This is a genomic window from Pseudomonas sp. TE6288, from assembly GCF_054062095.1.
Window position 1 is genome coordinate 18,353 of sequence record NZ_JBSSEW010000030.1, and the last position, 16,852, is coordinate 35,204.

General features: G+C 64.6%; 13 protein-coding genes. 8 read left to right on the forward strand and 5 right to left on the reverse strand.

The genetic code is table 11. The features are described from left to right. The first annotated feature begins 25 nt into the window (after positions 1–25). Positions 26–1,066 (forward strand): OmpA family protein, encoded by a 1,041-nt coding sequence (locus ACVWY1_RS24160; protein ID WP_046854751.1) that lies wholly within the window; start codon positions 26–28, stop codon positions 1,064–1,066. A 92-nt stretch (positions 1,067–1,158) separates the two neighbouring features. On the opposite strand, the gene ACVWY1_RS24165 is transcribed toward ACVWY1_RS24160, so the two are convergent. From ACVWY1_RS24165 to ACVWY1_RS24180, 4 genes are all read right to left on the reverse strand, one after another. Then, positions 1,159–2,829 carry a protein kinase domain-containing protein gene (locus ACVWY1_RS24165; RefSeq protein WP_457378850.1) on the reverse strand — a complete coding sequence of 557 codons (1,671 nt, stop codon included), beginning with the start codon at positions 2,827–2,829 and terminating at the stop codon, positions 1,159–1,161. Positions 2,830–2,838: 9 nt separating this feature from the next. Continuing rightward, positions 2,839–4,050, reverse strand: a complete 1,212-nt coding sequence (locus ACVWY1_RS24170) for a nitrate/nitrite transporter (RefSeq protein ID WP_110704511.1) — start codon at positions 4,048–4,050, stop codon at positions 2,839–2,841. Positions 4,051–4,222: 172 nt separating this feature from the next. Next, a complete protein-coding gene (locus ACVWY1_RS24175; RefSeq protein ID WP_457378851.1) occupies positions 4,223–4,798 on the reverse strand; it encodes an ANTAR domain-containing response regulator in 576 nt (191 codons plus the stop codon). Positions 4,799–4,808: 10 nt separating this feature from the next. Then, complete coding sequence (locus ACVWY1_RS24180) at positions 4,809–6,056, reverse strand: CmpA/NrtA family ABC transporter substrate-binding protein (RefSeq protein WP_457378852.1); 1,248 nt, start codon at positions 6,054–6,056, stop codon at positions 4,809–4,811. A gap of 94 nt (positions 6,057–6,150) precedes the next feature. Here ACVWY1_RS24180 and ACVWY1_RS24185 point away from each other — a divergent pair, with 94 nt between their 5' ends. Continuing rightward, a complete protein-coding gene (locus tag ACVWY1_RS24185; protein ID WP_102682737.1) occupies positions 6,151–7,176 on the forward strand; it encodes a quinone-dependent dihydroorotate dehydrogenase in 1,026 nt (341 codons plus the stop codon). 139 nt (positions 7,177–7,315) lie between these two features. On the opposite strand, the gene rmf is transcribed toward ACVWY1_RS24185, so the two are convergent. Then, positions 7,316–7,531 carry a ribosome modulation factor gene (gene rmf, locus ACVWY1_RS24190; RefSeq protein ID WP_003248687.1) on the reverse strand — a complete coding sequence of 72 codons (216 nt, stop codon included), beginning with the start codon at positions 7,529–7,531 and terminating at the stop codon, positions 7,316–7,318. Positions 7,532–8,081: 550 nt separating this feature from the next. Between rmf and rlmKL the strand changes: the two genes are divergently transcribed. The 6 genes from rlmKL (at position 8,082) to ACVWY1_RS24220 (ending at position 16,844) form a co-directional block, all read left to right on the forward strand. After that, positions 8,082–10,286: a bifunctional 23S rRNA (guanine(2069)-N(7))-methyltransferase RlmK/23S rRNA (guanine(2445)-N(2))-methyltransferase RlmL gene (gene rlmKL / locus ACVWY1_RS24195; RefSeq protein ID WP_457378853.1), complete on the forward strand. Its 2,205-nt coding sequence runs from the start codon at positions 8,082–8,084 to the stop codon at positions 10,284–10,286. Positions 10,287–10,381: 95 nt separating this feature from the next. Beyond that, positions 10,382–12,781: a sensor domain-containing diguanylate cyclase gene (locus tag ACVWY1_RS24200; RefSeq protein ID WP_277505104.1), complete on the forward strand. Its 2,400-nt coding sequence runs from the start codon at positions 10,382–10,384 to the stop codon at positions 12,779–12,781. Positions 12,782–13,885: 1,104 nt separating this feature from the next. After that, positions 13,886–15,328 carry an aminotransferase-like domain-containing protein gene (locus ACVWY1_RS24205; RefSeq protein ID WP_038706507.1) on the forward strand — a complete coding sequence of 481 codons (1,443 nt, stop codon included), beginning with the start codon at positions 13,886–13,888 and terminating at the stop codon, positions 15,326–15,328. Between the two features lie 62 nt (positions 15,329–15,390). Beyond that, a complete protein-coding gene (locus ACVWY1_RS24210) occupies positions 15,391–15,843 on the forward strand; it encodes a hypothetical protein (protein WP_277505099.1) in 453 nt (150 codons plus the stop codon). A 107-nt stretch (positions 15,844–15,950) separates the two neighbouring features. Further along, positions 15,951–16,205 carry a YkgJ family cysteine cluster protein gene (locus ACVWY1_RS24215; protein ID WP_110704461.1) on the forward strand — a complete coding sequence of 85 codons (255 nt, stop codon included), beginning with the start codon at positions 15,951–15,953 and terminating at the stop codon, positions 16,203–16,205. A gap of 33 nt (positions 16,206–16,238) precedes the next feature. Next, a complete protein-coding gene (locus tag ACVWY1_RS24220; protein ID WP_277505098.1) occupies positions 16,239–16,844 on the forward strand; it encodes an START domain-containing protein in 606 nt (201 codons plus the stop codon). Positions 16,845–16,852: the final 8 nt, after the last annotated feature.

Genomic DNA, 16,852 nt, shown 5'->3' on the forward strand with positions numbered 1-16,852 from the left:
CTATCACCAGATGGGGATTTAACGGATGAAATTGAAAAACACCTTGGGCTTGGCCATTGGCTCGCTCGTGGCCGTGACTTCGCTCGGCGCTCTGGCTCAAGGCCAAGGCGCAGTCGAAATCGAAGGTAACGTTACCAAGCAGTTCTACGACAGCGAACGTAACTTCAAGAACACCGGCACCAATCCAGGTGTTCGCCTCGGTTACTTCCTGACCGACGACGTCTCCCTGGACCTGGGCTACAACGAGACCCACAACGCTCGTGGTGAAGTCTTCAACAAAGACATCAAAGGCTCCAAGACCAAGCTCGACGCTACCTACCACTTCGGTACCGTAGGCGATGCACTGCGTCCGTACGTTTCCGCCGGTTTCGCTCACGAGAGCCTGGGCCAGGCCACTCGTAGCGGCCGTGACCACTCCACCTTCGCCAACGTTGGCGCTGGCGCCAAGTGGTACATCACCGACATGTTCTTCGCCCGTGCCGGCGTCGAAGCCATGTACAACATCGACAACGGCAACACCGAGTGGGGTCCGACCGTTGGTCTGGGTCTGAACTTCGGTGGCAGCGGTGGCCAGAAAGCCGCTCCTGCGCCTGCTCCAGTTGCCGAAGTCTGCTCCGACAGCGACAACGATGGCGTCTGCGACAACGTCGACAAGTGCCCTGACACCCCGGCCAACGTTACCGTTGACGCTGATGGCTGCCCGGCTGTTGCCGAAGTCGTTCGCGTTGAGCTGGACGTCAAGTTCGACTTCGACAAGTCGGTCGTCAAGCCAAACAGCTACGGCGACATCAAGAACCTGGCTGACTTCATGAAGCAGTACCCACAGACCACCACTACCGTGGAAGGTCACACTGACTCCGTCGGCCCAGACGCTTACAACCAGAAGCTGTCCGAGCGTCGTGCCAGCGCTGTCAAGCAGGTCCTGACCCAGCAGTACGGTGTTGAATCGAGCCGTGTTGACTCGGTTGGCTACGGTGAGACCCGTCCGGTCGCCGACAACGCCACCGAAGCTGGCCGCGCCGTCAACCGTCGCGTAGAAGCTCAGGTAGAAGCCCAGGCCAAGTAATTGGTTTGACGCTTCACGAAAAACCCGGCCTCGGCCGGGTTTTTCTTTGTCCGCGATTTTTTAGGGGCGATGGGGCGTGGATGGTCGCGTGCTCAGTGCTTGAGCAGAACCAGCAACAGCACCATGTTCAACAGCAGCGACAGCAAGCCAATCGTGCGCCATACCTTCAGTGGCTCACGCTCCAGCAGTGGCCGTGGTCGCTCGTCCAGTTCCTGGCGGTCCCCCCGCTCCAGCAACAGCAACCACTGTTCGGCGGTCTCGAAGCGTTGCGCCGGATCCGCCGCCACCGCCTGCAATAGGTTGTGCTGCAGCCACTCCGGCACATCCGGGCGGTAGCGCGCCGGGTTCACTGGCGTACCGAAGCGTAGCCGTTGGAACGCCTCGACTTCGCCGTAGGGGTAGTGGCCGGTGAGCAGCTGGTAAAGCGTGACGCCCACGGCATAGAGGTCCTGGCGCGGCGCAGGGGGCAGGCCGTCGTAGGCTTCCGGAGCAAGGAACGAAGGCGTGCCTGGCAAGGCGTGGGGCGGGTCTTCGGAAAGCCCCGGGCAGTACGCCAGCCCGAAGTCGAGCAGGCGCAACTGGCCATCTTCGCCCAAGTGAAGGTTTTCCGGCTTGATGTCACGGTGCAGCAGGTTGCGCCGGTGCAGTGCGCCGACAGCCTGCAGCAGCTGGCGCGCCATTTCCAGCCATTGCGCCAGGGGCAGCGGGCCGCCCGCCACGAGCAGGCTGGCGAGGGTCGTGCCCGGGTATTCGCGCATCAGGTAGTACAGGTGCTGGCGCTGGCTGGCCGGGTGCACTTCGGGGAAGTGGCGGCCGGCGACCCGGCGCAGGAACCACTCTTCCATGAGCAAGGTCTGGGCGGCCCCGGGCTCGTTGTCGCGGGCCGGGGGCAGGGTCTTGAGCAACCAGGGCCGGCCTTGCGGATCACGGGTGCGGTAGAGCAGCGCTTGCCTGCTCTGGGCGAGCAAACCGTCGACCTGCCAGCCATCGATCATCTGGCCTTCACGCAAAGCGGCTGGCAGCGGCCACTGCTTGAGCTGCGCCAGGGTGTCGCCCAGGTTGCTCGCGCCCAGCTGGTCGACTCGTACCAGCAAGGCGCTGGCATTGTCCTGGCTGCCGCAATGGTGGGCGCTGGCCACGAGGGTATCGGCGGCTTCCTGCAGGTCGCGGTGTTCGCGCAGGATCGACTGGATATGCGCATCGCCCAGGCTGGCCCACACGCCGTCGCTGAGTAGCACGAAGCACTCGCCTTCGTGAAGATCGCCCTCCAGATAGTCCACCAACAACTGCTGGTCCAGCCCCAGCGCGCGCTTGAGCACGTGCTGCATGCCGGGCTGGTCCCACACATGGTCTTCACTCAGGCATTGCAGCTGGTCGTCCTGCCAGCGGTACACCCGGCAGTCGCCGACGTGGGCGAGGGTGAAGCGTCGCCCGCGCAGCACCAGGGCGCTGAGGGTGGTGAGCAGCGGCTGGCCATTGCCTTGGGCGCGCAGCCAGCGGTTTTGCGCCACCAGCAGACGGTCCAGGGCCTGGGCCACGCTCCAGGTGGCGGGCGTGGCGTAGTAGTCCAGGGCCAGGGCCTGCAAGCTGGCGCGCGCTGCCAGGCCGCCGTCGGCGCACTGGCTGACGCCGTCGGCCAGCGCGCACAGATAGCCCTTGCTGGCCGCGAGTTCCGGTACCGGGGTGACCAGGCGCAGGGCGTCCTGGTTTTCCGTGCGCGGGCCTGTGGCGCTGGCCTGGGCGAAGCTCAGTAGCAGGCTCATGGCGGCGCCTCAGACCCGCGCTGCGGTGACTGCGGCCGAGCCCCAGGTGGTGCGCCAGCGCTGCTTGACGCCATGCAGGCCGAACCAGGCCAGCAGGCCGAGGCTGGCGAACAGCCATAGGCCGAGCTGGTAATCGCCGGTGTGCTGCTTGATGGTGCCAAGGCCCGCAGCGAGGAGGAAGCCGCCGATGCCGCCGGCCATGCCGATCAGCCCGGTCATCACGCCGATCTCCTGGCGGAAGCGCTGCGGCACCAGCTGGAACACCGCGCCATTGCCCGCACCCAGCCCGAGCATGGCGCTGACGAACAACGCCAGGGCCGCCGCCGCGCTGGGCAGGTTGAAGCCCACCGCCGCGATGCACACGGCGGCCACGCTGTACATCGCCAGCAGGGTGCGGATGCCGCCGAAGCGGTCGGCCAGGGCGCCGCCGAGCGGGCGCATGAGACTGCCGGCGAACACACAGGCGGCGGTGTAGTAGCCGGCGGTCACCGGGCTCAGGCCGTACTGGTCGCTGAAATAGCCAGGCAGGGCGCTGGCCAGGCCGATGAAGCCGCCGAAGGTGACACTGTAGAAGAACATGAACCACCAGCTGTCGCGGTCGCCAAGGGCCTTGAGGTAGTCGGCCATGGCCTTGGGCTTGGGCCGTTGCGGGGCATTGCGGGCCAGCCAGGCGAACAGCACCAGGGTCAGCAGCAGCGGCAGCAGGGCAAAGCCGAACACATTGTTCCAGCCGAAGGCGGCGGCCAACGCCGGCGCCAGCAGGGCGGCGAACACCGTGCCGGAGTTGCCGGCACCGGCGATGCCCATGGCCTTGCCCTGGTGCTGCGGCGGGTACCACTGCGAGGCCAGCGGCAGGGACACGGCGAACGAGGCCCCGGCAAAACCCAGGAACACACCCAGCAGCAAGGCTTGTTCGTAGCTGCGCACGCCCAGCTGCCAGGCGCAGGCCAGGGCGACGATCACCACCACCTGGCCGATCAGCCCGGCGGTCTTGGGCGACAGGCGATCGACCAGCACGCCCATGGCAAAGCGCAGCAGCGCCCCGGCCAGGATCGGCGTGGCCACCATCAGGCCGCGTTGCTGTGCGGTCAGTTGCAGGTCGGCGGCAATCTGCACCGCCATCGGGCCGAGCAGGTACCAGACCATGAAGCTCAGGTCGAAATACAGGAAGGCGGCGAACAGGGTGGGCACATGCCCGGATTTCCAGAAGCTCGTATTCATCGGACACCTCGTGGGGCGCACAACACAGGGCGGAAAACGAAAAGACGCCGCTGCCCGGTCCACGGATGAGTGGCGGGGAGCGACGTCTTTGTCGGGGTCTGGGGGGCAACCGCCGTTGGCTACCTGGTGTTCCATGAGCAAGAGACGGGCCAAGGTCTGCGGGTCATTGCAACTAGCCCAGCATCTCCGACATGGCGATGATCTGCTCCGCCACCTGGATCAGCTTCTGCTGGCGGCTCATGGCTTGGCGGCGCATCAGGGTGTAAGCCGCTTCCTCGTTGCAGTCCTTCATTTTCATCAGCAGCCCCTTTGCTTGTTCGATGCGCTTGCGCTCGGCCAGTTGCTGGTCGCGGGCCAGCAATTGCGCCTTCAGCGCCTGGTCGCTTTCGAAACGGGCCATGGCTACGTCGAGGATCGGCTGCAGGCGCGTGGCCTGGATACCCTCGACGATGTAGGCGCTGACTCCAGCCTGGATCGCCTGGCGCATCACGTCGGGGGCGTGCTCGTCGGTGAACAGCACGATCGGACGGGGGCGATCGCGGCTGACCAGCACCACCTGCTCCATCACATCGCGGCCAGGTGACTCGGTATCGATCAGCACCACGTCCGGGTGCACCGTTTCGACACAGGCGGGCAGATCGATGCTCAGGTTGCCGGCCTCGATCACTTCGAAGCCGGCCTCGATCAGGGCGGCCTTGAGACGACCGACTTTCTTTTCGGTGTCGTCGATCAGCAGGATACGCAGCATGCTCGTCCCCTCAATGACTGGCGCGGGCATCAGGCGCCGCGTCCAGGGCGTGCAGGGGGAAGCTGCGCGCATAGCCATGGGGGTCGCTGCCGTCCCAGCGGCGGCCGTCGAGCAGCAGGCTGCTGCGCATGGGTAGGTCGGCGCAGGGCACGCCCAGTGCCGAGGCAGCCTCGCGGTAAAGGGCCAGCTGTTGCACCTGGCGGGCGACCCCGAGGTAGTCCGGGTCGTCACGCAGCAGGCCCCAGCGGCGGAACTGGGTCATGAACCACATGCCGTCGGACAGGTAGGGCAGGTTGGCCCGGCCCTGGTCGAACAGGCGCAGGCCATGGGGGTCGTGCCAGCGATGGCCGAGGCCATCCTGGTAGTCGCCGAGCAGGCGCGGCTCGATGCTGTCGACGGGGGTGTCAAGGTAGGCGCTGCCGCTGAGCAGTTGCGCGGTGCTGCGGCGGTTCTCCTGGCTCTGCTCGATGAAGCGCGCGGCGGCGAGTACCGACTGGATCAGTGCCCGGGCGCTGTTGGGGTACTGTTCGACGAAACCCCGGGCGCAGGCCAGGACCTTTTCCGGGTGATCGGGCCAGATCGACTGGCTGGTGGCCAGGGTGAAGCCCTGGCCCTTGACGAGCGCGTCCGCCGACCAGGGTTCGCCGACGCAGAAGCCGTCGATACGTCCGGCCTGCAGGTGGGCGGTCATCTGCGCTGGGGGCACCACCACGCTGCTGACGTCACGCAATGGGTGAATCCCCTGGCTGGCCAGCCAGTAGTACAGCCATAGGGCATGGGTGCCGGTGGGAAAGGTCTGGGCGAAGGTCAGCCGTGCGCCTTGCTGGTGCACCAGCCGCGCCAGTGCCTCGGGGTTGGTCACGCCCTTGCGCTGCAGCGCGGGGGAGAGGTTGATGGCCTGGGCGTTCTGGTTCAGGCCCATAAGCACGGCCAGGGGGCTGGCGGGCACGCCGCCGATACCGAGGTGCACGGCGTATACCAGCCCGTACAGGCAGTGGGCGGCGTCGAGTTCGCCGCTGACCAGCTTGTCGCGCAGCCCGGCCCAGGAGGCCTGGCGGCGCAGGTTTAAGGTCAGGCCGAATGGCTGGGCGAAGCCCTGGGTGGCGGCAACCACTACCGAGGCGCAGTCGGTCAAGGCCATGAAGCCGATGTCCAGGCTGGGTTTTTCCGGCGCGTCGCTGCCGTTGACCCAGGCCAGGGGCGTTGTCGGGAGGGGTGTGTTCACGGAGTTCCTCGAGCGTTCGCAATAGAGCGGCATGCAACAGACATAGCAACCCATGTGCCATGGCCCTGTCGCCCCGGCGGCGCGCTGGCTATAATCGCCCCCTCACACACCGCGAGTCCGCCCGCCCATGTATACCCTGGCCCGCCAGCTGCTGTTCAAGCTCTCCCCGGAAACCTCCCACGACCTCTCGCTGGACCTGATCGGCGCTGGTGGCCGCCTGGGGCTCAATGGTCTGCTGTGCAAGCAGCCAGCGGCGTTGCCGGTGACGGTGATGGGCTTGAACTTCGCCAACCCGGTCGGCCTGGCCGCAGGCCTGGACAAGAACGGCGCGGCCATCGACGGTTTCGCCCAGCTGGGTTTCGGCTTCGTCGAGATCGGCACCGTGACGCCGCGCCCGCAGCCGGGCAACCCCAAGCCGCGGCTGTTCCGCCTGCCTGAAGCCACGGCCATCATCAACCGCATGGGCTTCAACAACCTCGGTGTCGACCACTTGCTGGCACGTGTGCGCGCCTCGAAGTACACCGGGGTACTGGGCATCAACATCGGCAAGAACTTCGACACCCCGGTCGAGCGGGCCCAGGACGACTACCTGATCTGTCTGGAAAAGGTCTACAACGACGCCAGCTACATCACCGTCAACGTCAGCTCGCCGAATACCCCGGGCCTGCGTTCGCTGCAGTTCGGCGACTCGCTCAAGCAACTGCTCGATGCCCTGGCCGAGCGCCGTGAACAGCTGGCCACGGCCAACGGCAAGCGCGTGCCATTGGCGATCAAGATTGCACCGGACATGAGCGACGAAGAGACCGCGCTGGTGGCCGCGGCGCTGCGCGAGTCGGGCATGGACGCGGTGATCGCCACCAATACCACCCTGGGCCGCGAAGGTGTCGAAGGCCTGCCGTTCGGTGGCGAGGCGGGCGGCCTGTCGGGTGCGCCGGTACTGCAAAAGAGCACGCACACGGTGAAGGTGCTGGCGGGCGAGCTGGGCGGCAAGCTGCCGATCATCGCCGCTGGCGGTATTACCGAGGGGCGCCACGCGGCTGAGAAGATCGCCGCTGGGGCTAGCCTGGTGCAGATCTATTCGGGCTTCATCTACAAAGGCCCGGCGTTGATTCGTGAAGCGGTGGATGCGATTGCGGCGATGCCGAAACCATGAAATGAGCCGCTCCCACGCTGTATAGAAGATGTGGCGAGAAAATAAGGTGCATAAAAAAGGGCCCCTTCAAAGGGGCCCCTGGGCCGCAGCCCGCCGCCCGGATAGGGCGCGCATGGTGACTCGAATTCAGTGTCCTCGTTCAGCCAACGGCGTGATTTTCGTTGAGTCTATGAATGCCAGCGGTGCCGGTCATGCCATCCCAGTTATCGCCGCGACCTTCGCGCCAGCCGTTGATCCAGGCTTGGCGTACAGAGGGTAGATTGAAGGGGCAAAGTTCGCGGGATTTGCCGGTGACTCCATACTGGTAGCCACGTGAATATGCTCTTTCCAACGGATCACGCTTAAGTCTTCTCATAGGGTGTTGCCCTCACTTGTTGACTGTAATGTCCCGTCGGCCTCTCCGAGGCCGGGCAGAATCGTTCTGCCGGTTTGCGCCCGCTGCCGGCGTCGCGGGCTGAAAGTGCCGCCCCGTTGCGGTGCGGCCTGAGATCAGTTCTAACGAATGCGAGTCACAGTGTGAATGATCGATTTGTCATAAGGACGTAACCTTTCCGAGGGTGAGGGGATAAGTAAATAAATGCGACTCAACCTTGTTTGCCGTTGGGCCCGCTATGATCAGGGTTTAGTCAACGTTGACGTCAATTGGCCAGCGTTGCTCGATGATGACAGTAATAATTGGTAATGCGACGAAGGGTCACATCTGAACCCTGGGTCCACGAAATTTTCACACTGCCCGACGATCAAAGCCTCTTTCGCTTCTGCGTGAGGCATTGGTCTGCCGAGCGGCCAGGTCTTGCGATCGCTTCGCAAGGCCACCCGGGCGCCTGCTGGAAAGGTGCGCGGGCAAACAGCGGCAGCCGATGCGTCGGCTTGCCATTTACCTAGCCAAAGGCTCTGGATTACACATGTCGGACCGTTTCGAACTTTATCTCACCTGCCCCAAGGGCCTTGAAGGCCTGCTCGCCGAAGAGGCCAGCCAACTGGGCCTGACCGAGGTGCGTGAACACACCTCGGCCATTCGCGGCTCGGCCGACATGGAAACCGCCTACCGCCTGTGCCTGTGGTCGCGCCTGGCCAACCGGGTGCTACTGGTGCTCAAGCGTTTCTCGATGAAGAACGCCGACGACCTCTATGACGGCGTGCATGCGCTCGACTGGGCTGACCACCTGGCGGCCGACGGCACGCTGGCAGTGGAGTTCAGCGGCCATGGCTCGGGTATCGACAACACTCACTTCGGCGCCCTGAAAGTGAAGGACGCCATTGTCGACAAACTGCGCAACCGCGAAGGCCTGCGCCCGTCGGTGGACAAGCTCGACCCGGACCTGCGGGTGCACCTGCGCCTGGACCGTGGCGAGGCGATTCTGTCCCTCGACCTGTCCGGCCACAGCCTGCACCAGCGCGGCTATCGCCTGCAGCAGGGCGCGGCGCCATTGAAGGAAAACCTGGCAGCGGCGGTGCTGATCCGCTCGGGCTGGCCACGCATTGCGGCCGAGGGCGGCGCCCTGGCTGACCCGATGTGCGGTGTGGGCACCTTCCTGGTCGAGGCGGCGATGATCGCCGCCGACATCGCCCCCAACCTCAAGCGCGAGCGCTGGGGCTTCACGGCCTGGCTCGGGCACGTACCGGCGCTGTGGCGCAAGCTGCACGACGAGGCCCAGGCCCGTGCCCAAGTGGGCCTGGCCAAGCCACCGTTGTGGATTCGTGGCTACGAGGCCGACCCTCGGCTGATCCAGCCGGGGCGCAACAACGTCGAGCGTGCAGGCCTGGGCGACTGGGTGAAGATCTATCAGGGAGAGGTGGCCAGCTTCGAGCCGCGCCCAGACCAGAACCAGAAGGGCCTGGTGATCAGCAACCCACCCTATGGCGAGCGCCTGGGCGATGAGGCCAGCCTGCTGTACCTCTACCAGAACCTCGGCGAGCGCCTGCGCCAGGCATGCATGGGCTGGGACGCGGCGGTGTTCACCGGCGCGCCGGAGCTGGGCAAGCGCATGGGTATCCGCAGCCACAAGCAATACGCTTTCTGGAACGGCGCATTGCCGTGCAAGCTGTTGCTGTTCAAGGTCCAGCCCGACCAGTTCGTCACTGGCGATCGTCGTCAGGCTCAGACCCAGGCCGACGCGGGTGAGGGCGAGCCGCGCCGCCAGGCGCCGGTGGCCAGCGAGCCGGCGCGCCTGTCGGAAGGCGCGCAGATGTTCGCCAACCGCCTGCAGAAGAACTTCAAGCAGCTGGGCAAGTGGGCCCGCCGCGAGCAGGTCGATTGCTACCGCGTGTACGATGCCGACATGCCCGAGTACGCCTTGGCTGTCGACCTGTACCACGACTGGGTGCACGTGCAGGAGTATGCCGCGCCGCGCTCGATCGACCCGGACAAGGCCCAGGCACGCCTGCTCGACGCGTTGACCGCGATTCCGCAGGCCCTTGGCGTCGATCCGCAGCGCGTGGTGCTCAAGCGCCGGGAGCGCCAGACCGGCACCCGCCAGTACGAACGCCAGGCCACCGAAGGACGCTTTCAGGAAGTCAGCGAGGGCGGCGTCAAGCTGCTGGTCAACCTCACCGACTACCTCGACACCGGCCTGTTCCTCGACCACCGCCCGATGCGCCTGCGTATCCAGCGCGAGGCGGCGGGCAAGCGCTTCCTCAACCTGTTCTGCTACACCGCCACGGCCAGCGTGCACGCAGCCAAGGGCGGCGCGCGCAGCACCACCAGCGTCGACCTGTCGAAGACCTATCTGGACTGGGCACGGCGCAACCTGTCGCTCAACGGTTTCTCCGAGCGCAACCGCCTGGAGCAGGGCGACGTCATGGCCTGGCTGGAGAACGCCCAGGACAGCTACGACCTGATCTTCATCGACCCGCCGACCTTCTCCAACTCCAAGCGCATGGAAGGGGTGTTCGACGTGCAGCGCGACCATGTGCAACTGCTCGACCTGGCCATGGCGCGCCTGGCGCCGGGTGGTGTGCTGTACTTCTCCAACAACTTCCGCAAGTTCCAGCTCGACGAGCACCTGGCGACGCGGTATGCGGTGGAGGAAATCAGCGCCCAGACCCTGGACCCTGACTTCGCTCGCAACAACCGCATCCATCGCGCCTGGCAGCTGCGTTTGCGCTGAGCCGACGAGGTACATGGCGTGGCCACTGGCCAGCGGCTATAAAGCAGGACAGGGCGGGACAATACGCAGGACGCTGACGTTGCTGAGAGTCCTCTATGTCGAACCCAGGCGTACCTGCGAAGCCGCTTGGCCTGTTCGGTGACGAGCTGTCGGCCTGGGGCGTGGCCCTGGCGGCGCTGGTCGCCGGGGTGCTGCTCACGGCCGCGCTGGCCATTGCCACGCAGACCTTCTTCAAGCAGCAACTGCGCCAGCGTTTCGAACTGCTGGCCAGTGAACGCTACAGCCGCATCGCCGAACGCTTCGAGGAGCAGGAGCAGCGCCTGGACGGCCTGCGCCGCTTTTTCGCCTACTCCAGTGAAATCACACCCTACGAGTTCGATGGCTATGCCCGCCCGTTGCTGCATCGCACTCAGGCCTACTCCTGGGCGCCTCGGGTAGCGTCCGGGCAGCGCGCGGCGTTCGAACAGCAGGCCAGCGCCTTGCTGGGGCAGCCTTACCAGATCCGCGACCTGGACGCCCAGGGGCGTTGGCAGGCGGCAGCGATGCGTGATCACTACTACCCGGTCCTGTACACCCAGGCGGCGAGCCGGCAGGCCCAGCCCTATGGTTTCGACCTGGGCGGGCAGGCGCTGCGCGCCGCGACCCTGGCCCGGGCCCCGGGCCCTGGCAGCATGGCGGTGTCTGCGCCGCTGGACATGATCAATGTCGAGCCGGCCTACACCCGCGGCCTGCTGATGGTCGCTCCGGTGTTCGCCGATGATGCGCCGGCGAGCGAGTTGCCCCGAGGTTATGTGATGGCGTTGCTCAGCCTGCACCAGTTGATAGCCGAGAGCCTGCCGACCGTGGCCGATGACAACCTGGTGGTGCGCATCCTCGATCTGTCCACCGAGGGTGGTCACGAGGTGCTGTTCGACTCGGGCATGCAGCCGGCGCGCATGGGCCTTGCCAGCAGTCACCTGCTGCACCTGGCCGACCATCACTACCAGCTCGATATTCGCCCCAGCCAGGGCTTTCTGTTGGCCAACCGGTCGTCTGCGGTGTCAGTCGTGGCATTGCTTGGTGGCCTGCTGAGCATATTGCTGGCGCTGCTGCTTTACAGCCTGTTCAGCCAGCGCCAGCGTGCCCTGGGCCTGGTGGCCCGGCGCACCGCCGAGTTGCGTGTCAGCGAGCAGTCGTTGCGCGAGACTCACAACCAGTTGCGCAGCGTGCTCGATGCCGCGACCCAGGTCGCGATCATCGCCACCAGCCTGCGCGGAGTGATCGGCACGTTCAATGCCGGCGCCGAACGCATGCTGGGCTACTCGGCCGGCGAAGCGCTGGGCCAGCTGCGGCTGGAGGACCTGGTGTTGCCCGAAGAGCTGCACCAGCGTGCCCATGCCTTGAGCGTGCGCTTTGGCCGCGAGGTCGGCGCCGGCCAGGCGATGTTCGCCGAAACGGTGCAGGAGGGTGGCGCGCAGCCGGCGGACTGGACGCTGGTACGCAAGGACGGTAGCCATCTGCTGGCCAACATGCTGGTGACGGCGGTGCTGGACGAGCAGGGCTTGTGGGTGGGTTACCTGGCGATCTGCATCGATGTCACCGAGAGGCGCCGGGTGCACGAAGCCCTGGCGGCCCGCGATCGGTTGCTGGAGAAACTCAGCGCCGAGGTGCCGGGCGGGATCTACCAGTACCGCCTGGATGCCGATGGCCATTCCTGTTTTCCCTACGCCAGCCAAGGTCTACACGACATCTACGAGGTTGACCTGGCGGTGCTGCGCGAGGATGCCACGGCGGTGTTCGAGCGTATTCACCCTGACGACCTGGAGCGGGTGCGACGCTCGGTGCGGTATTCCGCCGAGCATCTTGCGCCGTGGCGCGAGGAGTATCGGGTGTGCCTGCCGCAAGCGGGGCTGCGCTGGGTGCGTGGGGAGGCTACGCCGGAGATCGGCGAGCATGGCAGCACGCTGTGGCATGGCTACCTGACGGACATCTCGGATCTCAAGCGGGTCGAGGAAGAGTTACGCGCATTGTCGGTGACCGACGCCCTGACCGGCATCTACAACCGACGCTATTTCCAGGAGCGGCTGCGCAACGAACTGGATCGGGCCCAGCGCGAAGGTCTGGACCTGGCGGTGATCATGCTGGATATCGACCATTTCAAGCGTATCAACGATCAGTTCGGGCATGCGGTCGGGGATCATGTGCTGCGCAATCTGTGCCAGCGGATCGCGCATCGGCTGCGGCGCACCGATGTGTTCTGCCGCTTGGGCGGGGAGGAGTTCATGGTGCTGTGCCCCGGGAGTAATGCCGAGCAGGCGCGGATGCTGGCGCAGGAGTTGTGGCAGGGTTTGCGCAGTGTGCCGGTGGAGGGCGTTGGGCGGGTCACGGCGAGTTTCGGGGTGGCGGGGTGGCGGGCGGGGGAGGGGGCGGATGCGTTGTTGTTGCGGGCGGATGCTGGGGTATATGTGGCCAAGCAGGGGGGGAGGGATCGGGTTGAGGGGGAGTTGTTGTCTTGACTTAAGTTTGATGTTCTTGTTGATTGGCGAGTGGTAGTTAGTGTTGGTTTGAAGTTGCATGCGAATTCAGGTTGTATTTCGGTGCGTCGGTGCATTGTCTTATTTTCAATCGATAAATCTCCAAGTTTTGCTCTTGCTCTTGCTCTTGCTCTTGCTCTTGCTCTGCTTTTGCTTCTAAGTGCGCGATAGTTCAGGCGACACAAATTGCGACTTCAGGAGGCCGAGCGCAGGTCTTGCGGAGGGAGGTGACGGGCATGGATGCCCGTCAAGCGCTGCGCCCCAGGATGGGGCGTTCAGCGCGGTCCTCCCGGGAGCAAGGCCGGAGTGAGGGGACCCCGGAGCGAAGCGTAGGGGCCGGATGAATGGAGCGAGGATTTTTTGGTTCCTTTTTGATCCTTCAAAAAGGGACCCGCCGTAAGGGCGGAAAGGTGATTATGCGTCACCATCGCAAATGAATGCGCATATAGCTTTAAAAACACACACTGTGTAAGTCAAAGTCAAAGTCAAAGTCAAAGTCAAAGTCAAAGTCAAATGCGATTGGCGTGGGTTTTTACAGTTGTAAACGCATTCATTGGCTATACTGACGCATATTCACCCTTTCGCCACCCGGCGAGTCACTTTTTGTCAAACGCGACAAAAAGTAACCAAAAAACGCTGCGCTCCATTCATCCGGCCCTCCGCTTCGCTCCGGGTTCCCTCACTCCGGCCTTGCTCCCGGGAGGACCGCGCTGAACGCCCCATCCTGGGGCGCAGCGCTTGACGGGCATCCATGCCCGTCACCTCCCTCCGCAAGACCTGCGTTCGGCCTCCTGAAGTCGCGAAGTTACGGGCGGCGCCTGGGCTGACGCAGCTGTCGCTAGCTGGGTATGGCGCTAGACTCCTGATCGGCAACGGCAACGGCAACGGCAACGGCAACGGCAGAATCAAAGGTGATTTGAGCGTTCGTCGGCGCGCCGACGTTGTCGGCTATTACTTCTCTGTCACGTAACTGTATTGTTGGCTATTCTCCGATCTGTCCCAGTACACTTCGTAACTGTTACGGTATTCTGGCCCCGCAGTGAGCCACACAAGAACAATGACCCGTCAGCGCTTCGAGAACACGCCATGACCAACCTGCTGCTGTACCAGCGCATTGCCCAGCAACTGGCCGATGACATCCGCCGGGGTGTCTACCAGCCGGGGGAGCGGGTGCCGTCGGTGCGCAAGATGAGCGCGCAGCTCAATGTCAGCCATGCCACCGTGCTGCAGGCGTACGCCAATCTCGAGGACCAGGGCCTGATCCGTGCCCGGCCGCAGTCCGGCTACTACGTCCACCAGACCCCTGCGTTGACGGCGCAGACCCCGGATATCGCGCGGGTCGAGCGCCCGGGCCTGGTCACCCGGGCAAGCATCATCCAGCAAGTGCTGGTCGAGGCGCGGCGCGATGGGGTTTTCCCATTCGGCGCCGCGGTGCCGCATGTGGACTACCTGCCCGTGCGTGCCCTGCACCAGCAATTGGCCAAGGTGACGCGCTTCCACAGCCCGCGTGCCTTCAGCTACATGTTCAGCCCGGGTTTCGAACCGCTGCGCCGGCAGATCGCCATTCGCATGCGTGATGCCGGCGTGCTGGTCGATCCGCGTGAGGTGGTGGTGACCCACGGCTGCGTCGATGCCCTGCAGATGGCGCTGCGGGTGCTGACCCGACCGGGCGACCTGATTGCGGCCGAGTCGCCCACTTACTATGGCCTGCTGCAGCTGGCCGACCTGCTGGGGCTCAAGGTCATCGAGATTCCCAGCGATCCCTCTACCGGTATCAGCCTGGAAGCCCTGCAACTGGCAGCCAACCAGTGGTCGATCAAGGCGCTGGTACTGACGGCGCGCTTGAGCAATCCCTTGGGCGGCACCATCCCCGAGGAGCGGCAGAAGCAGTTGCTGCGCCTGGCCTCGGACTTCGACATACAGATCGTCGAGGATGATATCTACGGTGAGCTGATGTTCGAGCAGGGGCGCACCAAGGCGCTCAAGGCGTTCGATCGCCTCGACCGGGTGATCTACTGCTCGAGCTTCTCCAAGACCCTGTCGCCAGGGGTGCGGGTCGGCTGGATGATCGCCGGGCGCTACCAGGACGAGATCCAGCGCCTGCAGACCTTCACTACACACTCGGCCTGCAGTGTCACGCAGATGGCGGTGGCCGCCTACCTGGAGAACGGCGGCTACGATCGCCACCTGCGCTACATTCGCCAGGAGTATCGCAAGAACCTCAGTGCCTACCAGCTGGCGGTGCAGCAGCACTTCCCCGAAGGCACGCAGATGACCCGGCCCACCGGCGGCTTCATTCTTTGGGTCAGCCTGCCAGGGCGAGTCAATACCCAGGAGCTGCATGTGCGGGCGCTGGAACAGGGGATCAGCATCGCGCCGGGGCTGATCTTCAGTAACACGGAGCAGTTCAACCACTGTATCCGGCTCAATTGCGGTATTCCCTGGAACCGCGAGGCGGAGCGCGCGGTGATGACCCTGGGGCTGCTGGCCCAGCAATTGTGCCGCGAGCCGACAGGTTCACTTTTGTAGGCTTGTCAGATGAGCGGGGAACAGGGAGCATACGCGTTTTGCAGCTTACGCTCCCGGTACCCATGAACCTGTTTCGTCCTCTTGTCATTGCCCTGTGTTGCGCGTTGCCCTGGCTGCCGGCCGGAGCGGTGCAGGCTGCCGAGCCTGCAACCAAGGCGCAGGGGGTGCACAAGTCGCCGGCCAAGGCTGCAGCCAAGCCCAAGGCCAAACCAAAGGTCAAGCCCAAGGTGAAGGCCAAGCCTGTCAGCAAGGCTGTCGCCAAATCGCTACCCAAGCAGAAGATCGACCTGAGCCTGCCGAGTGAAATGGTCAGGCACCTCGAGCCGGACCTGGGTGACGGGCCGGTGGTGCGCAAACCTCTGCTGCCGTCGATGTTCCCCACCAAGCCGGAATCCGACAGCAGCCCGTTCCAGCTCAACGGCCGGCTGATCAGCAACGAAATGCAGCTGCAGTTGCGCAACGACAGTCGGCGCGACGTCGACGGCGCGGCGATCGATTTCGAATTCCGCAACTGACTGCCGGGTCACCGTCTTTTTCATTCGCTCGGCAATTTCAAACATATGTTTGAGCGGTTAGTATCCAGGGACGTTCGTCCCGTTTTGCTCCTGGGAGTCCTGTTGTCATGAAATGCCGCGAGGGCTGCGGTGCCTGCTGCATCGCCCCGTCCATCAGTTCACCTATCCCCGGCATGCCGCAGGGCAAGCCGGCCGGCGAACGCTGCCTGCACCTGAATGTCGAAAACCTCTGTGCGCTGTTCGGCAAGCCCGAGCGGCCCAAAGTGTGTGGCGGCTTCAAGGCGGAAGCGGACATCTGTGGCAACGATCGTGACGAGGCCATCCGCATCATCGGGTGGCTGGAGCAGATGACGGCGGCGTGACAGGTTGGATCCTCGACAACAAGGAACAAGATGATGAGATCGATCAAGCGTATTGCACTGCTGTGTGGCATGGGTGTCGTGCTGGCACCGACGGCTTGGGCCGAGAACTGGCAGGTGGCCAAGGACGAGGAGGGGATCAAGGTGTCCCTCAGCGAGGTGGCCGGTTCCAAGTACAAGGCCTACCGTGGCGTGACCGTGATCAATGCACCGCTGGCCAAGGTCAAGGCGCTGCAGGAGGACGTGGCGGGGGCCTGCGCCTGGATCCACGAGTGCAAGTCGCAGAAACTGCTCAAGAGCGAGGGCGACCAGAGCTGGACCTACACCCAGTTCAATACGCCATGGCCGGTGACGCCACGCGATTCCGTCCTGCATGTGACCACAGTCCAGGAGGCCGATGGCAGCCTGACCCGCAAGCTTGAGGAACAGCCGAAGTATCTGCCGGAGGAAAAGGGCTTCGTGCGCGTTGCCCAGGTAGAGGGCTTCTGGAAGCTGGTGCCCAAGGGTGACAGCACCGAGGTGACCTACCAGGTGCACACCGAGCCAGGTGGCAGCGTGCCGTCCTGGCTGGCCAACAAGTTCGTGGTGGATGCACCGTTCAATACCCTGAAGGGGTTGAAGGAGCGTGCCGAGAAACAGTGATCGGCGCC

What these genes read in the sequence shown, in the direction of transcription:
- ACVWY1_RS24220 (WP_277505098.1), top strand. Translation starts at nt 16,239, where the DNA reads ATGAGATCGATCAAGCGTATTGCACTGCTGTGTGGCATGGGTGTCGTG.
- ACVWY1_RS24215 (WP_110704461.1), top strand. Translation starts at nt 15,951, where the DNA reads ATGAAATGCCGCGAGGGCTGCGGTGCCTGCTGCATCGCCCCGTCCATC.
- ACVWY1_RS24200 (WP_277505104.1), top strand. Translation starts at nt 10,382, where the DNA reads ATGTCGAACCCAGGCGTACCTGCGAAGCCGCTTGGCCTGTTCGGTGAC.
- rlmKL (WP_457378853.1), top strand. Translation starts at nt 8,082, where the DNA reads ATGTCGGACCGTTTCGAACTTTATCTCACCTGCCCCAAGGGCCTTGAA.
- ACVWY1_RS24170 (WP_110704511.1), bottom strand. Translation starts at nt 4,050, where the DNA reads ATGAATACGAGCTTCTGGAAATCCGGGCATGTGCCCACCCTGTTCGCC.
- ACVWY1_RS24165 (WP_457378850.1), bottom strand. Translation starts at nt 2,829, where the DNA reads ATGAGCCTGCTACTGAGCTTCGCCCAGGCCAGCGCCACAGGCCCGCGC.
- ACVWY1_RS24160 (WP_046854751.1), top strand. Translation starts at nt 26, where the DNA reads ATGAAATTGAAAAACACCTTGGGCTTGGCCATTGGCTCGCTCGTGGCC.
- ACVWY1_RS24205 (WP_038706507.1), top strand. Translation starts at nt 13,886, where the DNA reads ATGACCAACCTGCTGCTGTACCAGCGCATTGCCCAGCAACTGGCCGAT.
- ACVWY1_RS24185 (WP_102682737.1), top strand. Translation starts at nt 6,151, where the DNA reads ATGTATACCCTGGCCCGCCAGCTGCTGTTCAAGCTCTCCCCGGAAACC.
- ACVWY1_RS24180 (WP_457378852.1), bottom strand. Translation starts at nt 6,056, where the DNA reads ATGCCGCTCTATTGCGAACGCTCGAGGAACTCCGTGAACACACCCCTC.
- ACVWY1_RS24175 (WP_457378851.1), bottom strand. Translation starts at nt 4,798, where the DNA reads ATGCTGCGTATCCTGCTGATCGACGACACCGAAAAGAAAGTCGGTCGT.
- rmf (WP_003248687.1), bottom strand. Translation starts at nt 7,531, where the DNA reads ATGAGAAGACTTAAGCGTGATCCGTTGGAAAGAGCATATTCACGTGGC.
- ACVWY1_RS24210 (WP_277505099.1), top strand. Translation starts at nt 15,391, where the DNA reads ATGAACCTGTTTCGTCCTCTTGTCATTGCCCTGTGTTGCGCGTTGCCC.